Raw genomic sequence first — 4507 nt, 5'->3', positions numbered from 1 at the left:
CGCGGCGTTACCCGAATTGCTCCGCAATTCGGGGGCAATTCCCTTCGGGAATTGCCGTATTCCGCCTCCGCGGAATACGGGCTAATTGCTCCGCAATTAGCTGCCTCGGGGTTGGGGTGGTGGATGCTCTGTCAGGGGGGGCTGGTTGTGTCGTGTGTTGGGGGTTCATGCTTTGGCGGGCTGTGGGTCAGGGGCGGTCGTTGTCGGGCTGCGGGCCTTGATGGGCTGGATGGGAACGGTGTGTGGGGCAGTAGGGGGTGACGCAGGCAGGGGTGCGGTATGATGGATGGATTGTCCAGGGTGAATACTTGACTGTGATGCATCTCTGTTGGATTTTCTCGAAAGCGGGTATCACCCCAGGGCGGGGGACTCAATCGTGAGGGCGTCACTCACTTCTGAATTCCACGCCGCGTGGAAGAGGGGAAATCCCGGTGACTGTTTCGGTTCTTGATGAAGCATCAAAGAACGAGGGTATTGAACTCCGCCCGCACCAGAAGGAATGTGTGGAGGCGATCGTTCACGCATTGTCCGACGCCCGGGGCGGGGATGTGCGGGCCCATGTGGTGATGGCGACGGGCACGGGAAAGACGTTCATGGCGGTGGTGGCCGCACGCCGGCTGGTCCCCTACGGCCGGGTCCTGGTTCTGGTCCCGACCGTGCTGCTGCTGTCCCAGACAGTCCAGGCATGGCGGCGGGCCGGCTACCGCGGCCGGATGATCGCGGTGTGCTCCGCGGCCGACACCGAACTGCTCGACGCGCTCGGGGACGGCACCCTCGAGGACTTCGCCCGGTGCACCACCGCCCCGGAAACACTGGCCCGCTGGATGGCCGCAGACGGGCCTGTGGCAGCCGTAGCGACCTACGCCAGCCTCGTGGACCAGACAACACGGGAGAACGACGCCAAGGCCCGTGCCGGGGTGCTGGAGCGGGCGTTCCGGGACGAAGGCATGCCGGTGATGGACCTCATGGTCATTGATGAGGCGCACCGGACGTCCGGGGATGCGGGGAAGGCGTGGGCGGCGGCGCTGGATCAGTCGAGGTTGCCGGCGGTGCGGCGGTTGGCGATGACGGCCACGCCTCGGTTGTGGGAGGCGCCGGTGGGCGGTGAGGCGCGGCAGGTGGCGAGCATGGACGACGTTGCTCTGTACGGGGAGCGGGTCTTTGAGCTGGAGTTGATGGAGGCGGTGGAGCGGGGGCTGCTTGCGCGGTGGGAGATCGACGTGTTGGAGATCACCGATCCCGACGCAGGTGTGGAGGAGGGCAGCAGTGAGGAGGTGCGGGGGCGGCGCCTGGCCGCGTTGCAGGCGGCGTTGCTGACGCACTCCTACGAGTCCGGCGCCCGGTCGCTGCTGAGCTTCCACGGCACGACACTGGCCGCCATGAGCTTCGCCCGGGCGCTGCCGGAGACCGCCGCCAAGCTCCACGCCACCAACCCGGCCCGGTATCCGGAGCGGGTGTCGGTGGAATGGCTGTCCGGGGAGCACTCCCCCGACCACCGGCGGGAGGTGTTGGGCCGGTTCGCAGACGGCATCGATGAACACGGCTACGTCGCCGACTGGCAGCTCCTGGCCTCCTGCCAGGTCCTCGCCGAGGGAACCGACATCCGCGGCCGCGCCGGAGTCGACGGCGTCGTCTTCGCCGACACCCGCTCCTCACCCGTCCAGATCGTGCAGATCCTCGGCCGGGCACTGCGGCAGGAGCCCGGCGAGGGCAAGGTCGCGCGGATCATCGTCCCGGTCTTCCTGGCGCCCGGGCAGTCCCCGGACGCGATGATGACCTCCCCGGCCTACCGCGGACTGGTCCAGATCCTCCAGGGCCTGCGTGCTCATGACGACCGGATTCTCCAGAGACTCGCGGCGGCTGCTGCCACCGCTTCCGGGACCCCCACCGAGGTCGTGCGGCTGGACCCGCACCCACCGGCCGGAACGCCCCGGCACAGCGAGGACGGTGCCGAACTGGTCCTGGCCGACGACGACGTCCAGGACCACGACCAGGACGGGCAAGGGTCCGGGGACGACGAGGAGAGCCAGGAGGGGGCGAACGGTGACGGGGCGGACAAGCCGGGCCCGGCCGCGGTGCCGCTGCTGCGGTTCTCCCGCCCCCGGGACCCTGCCGCCATCGCCCGGTTCCTGCGCACCCGCATCCTCCAGCCCGACAGCGAGGTCTGGCTGACCGGATACGAGGCGTTGCGGCGGTGGGTGGACGAGCACGGCGACGCCGCCGTGCCAGTTGCGGCCACCATCCGCTTGAACGACGGCGACGGCGACGGCCAGGACGAGGACGGCACGGACTATGCGCTGGGGAAGTGGGTCGCCCAGCAGCGCTGGCTCCTGACCGATGGCACCCTCCGCCCCCACCGGTACCAGCTGCTCGATGAATTGGGCATGGTGTGGAATGTCGATGACGCGAAATTCCGGCAAGGAATCATCGCCGCGCGCTCCTATTTCGAGGAATTCGGGACACTGTGCGCGCCGCGCGACACGGTGCGGGACGGCTTCGCTCTCGGGGTCTGGCTTCACAACCTGAGGAACTCGAAAGCGCTCACCGAATCCCGGCGCGAGACCCTGGAAGCCATCGACCCCTGGTGGAACCCACCATGGCCGCTGGCCTGGCAGCGCTCCTACACCGCCCTCGCCCAGCTGCTGGCCGGTGAGACCGAGCTGCCGGAGGTGCCGCCGGGAGTACGCGTGAACGGAATCGACATCGGCACCTGGCTGCGGCGACAGACCGCCGCCTGGGCACAGCTCACCAGCGGACAGCGAGAGCTACTGACCCGGCTCGGCATCGAACCACCAGCCGAGAACCGTGGCGGAGAGGAGTCGGGCAGGGAGCAGCCGGTCGTGCCCGGCCTCCACCGCCTGGACGCCTTCGGCCGCGGCATCGCGGCCTGCTGGCAATACCTGGACCGCGAAGGCCACCTGACAGTGCCAAGGACCCATGAGGAGGTCCTGCACCCCGCACCGGGCGAGAACGGCGACCCGGGTGAGAACGCCGGGCCGGTCACGGCCGGCCCGGCGTCTTCCTGAGTAACCAGAAGACCCGCCGCGCCAAACTCACCCCACAACGGCGAGCCGAACTCGCCGACCTCGGACTGGAGTGGGCGCGATGAGCGGCGCACAGGACACGATGAGCGGCGTAGGGGTGGCCTGGCTCCGGCCGGAGTACCAGGGCAGGGAGGCAGAGCTGGTCACCCTGTCCGAGGGTGCCGAGCTGGTCGGGGTCTGTCGCTCCACTGTCTCGATGTGGGCCGCACGGCACCAGGACTCCCCCGCGCTCACCCTGGTGACCGGATCACCCAAGCAAGCGCACCAAGTACGTCATGCGGAACTTGATCAAGCCCTGGGTCGGCCGGCGGTGCGAGAGTTCGGGGAGGCGCTGCAGGTGTCTTGATGGTTACAGGGGATGCACCCAAGGCCCGAGTCGCTCGGTGCTTCCCGGGCGTGACCAGGTAACCGACAGCGGATCGTTCTCTGCCAGGCTACGCCCGTCCAGTACTTGGATGGCCGAGCGCGGTGGAATGGCGTCACCACTCTGGAAGTTAGATGTCAGAACGCTGCCACTGATCTCTACATTCTCGGCCGCCTTGTCACTGTTGTTCATCAGCCGGTACGAGGACCTACCCGAATGAATGAGGCGCCAAGGGACCTCGGGTGTATCCGCCTCGGCTTTGGCGAGCCGAACCATCTCTTCGTCTGCATCGGCCGAGCGGCGAGCTGCGTCTGCCGAAACCTCGGCGGCAGCGGCAGACCGCTGGGCCGCATCCATGCTCTTGGAGCTGATCCTCGCGCTCCAGATGGCGACGCAGAACGCGGCGACGGCCACGATGGCCGCTGTGGCCGCTCCGACATCCCCCAGAGTCACTTCACTGAAATCCATGCGCGGAAGCTATCTCCGGGTGCCGTATGCGACGGGCAGGTTTCACAGGTTGTGTCCCGAACGTAACGTTGCGGAGTTCTGCGCTGGGCTCGTAGCTACGGCCTTACCGGAGGCTGCTCCTGCGTCACCCACTCCGCCACAGTCGCAATAACGAATGCCTGCCACTCCTGGCTCTGGGGCTCCAGGTACTGCGGGGCATCGTGGACAGCGAATCCGTGCTGCGATCCCTTGATCGGCACCAGATGGCACAGGGCACGGAAGCGGGTAACGGCCGACTGGGACGACTCGAACGGCACGAGCGTGTCCTTGGTGCCATGGCGTCCCGCACCTGGTCGAGTGCTTCGTGCAGGTCCGGGGCCTGGGCGGCGAGGACCGCGATGCCCTCGTGGAGGTACCGGTAGGCAGTGGCCGTGGAGTCGCCGAAATCGCGGGCGAGCCGGTCGACGCGGGTACCGTCGCGGAACCAGCGCAGGACCAGCACCGCCTGGCGGAAGCAAGTCAGCGCCCTGATGCCCCTTGGGGTTCCGCGCCTGCGGCGCTCGGCCTGAAGGATTCGGCCGAGGTACCGAACGAATGCGCGGGGGACATCTAGCCTCGGGCTTTCATGAAGTGGGTTGTCCGAAGGGTGGTC

3 protein-coding genes and 1 pseudogene are annotated in these 4507 nt (G+C 67.9%); 2 read left to right on the top strand and 2 right to left on the bottom strand.

Annotated features, from left to right (window positions below; genetic code table 11):
* The first annotated feature begins 503 nt into the window (after nt 1–503).
* Nucleotides 504–3026 carry a DEAD/DEAH box helicase gene (locus ABD299_RS25000; protein ID WP_344267097.1) on the top strand — a complete coding sequence of 841 codons (2523 nt, stop codon included), beginning with the start codon at nt 504–506 and terminating at the stop codon, nt 3024–3026.
* Between the two features lie 79 nt (nt 3027–3105).
* On the top strand, nt 3106–3390 hold the full coding sequence (locus ABD299_RS24995; protein WP_344267095.1) for a hypothetical protein: 285 nt from the start codon (nt 3106–3108) through the stop codon (nt 3388–3390).
* A gap of 3 nt (nt 3391–3393) precedes the next feature.
* Here the strand turns inward: ABD299_RS24995 and ABD299_RS24990 are convergent, their stop codons facing one another.
* Entirely contained in the window at nt 3394–3876 is a 483-nt protein-coding gene (locus ABD299_RS24990; protein WP_344267092.1) for a hypothetical protein, read from the bottom strand.
* A 316-nt stretch (nt 3877–4192) separates the two neighbouring features.
* Nucleotides 4193–4438 (bottom strand): annotated as a pseudogene (locus ABD299_RS24985) (IS5/IS1182 family transposase); the annotation flags it as partial.
* Nucleotides 4439–4507: the final 69 nt, after the last annotated feature.

Source organism: Streptomyces sodiiphilus (genome assembly GCF_039529215.1).
In the GTDB taxonomy this organism is placed as follows: domain Bacteria; phylum Actinomycetota; class Actinomycetes; order Streptomycetales; family Streptomycetaceae; genus Streptomyces; species Streptomyces sodiiphilus.
This window is presented reverse-complemented; position numbering and strand designations above follow the sequence as displayed.

Coding starts and splice junctions, on each gene's coding strand:
- ABD299_RS24990 (WP_344267092.1), bottom strand. CDS start 3,876: ATGGATTTCAGTGAAGTGACTCTGGGGGATGTCGGAGCGGCCACAGCG.
- ABD299_RS24995 (WP_344267095.1), top strand. CDS start 3,106: ATGAGCGGCGCACAGGACACGATGAGCGGCGTAGGGGTGGCCTGGCTC.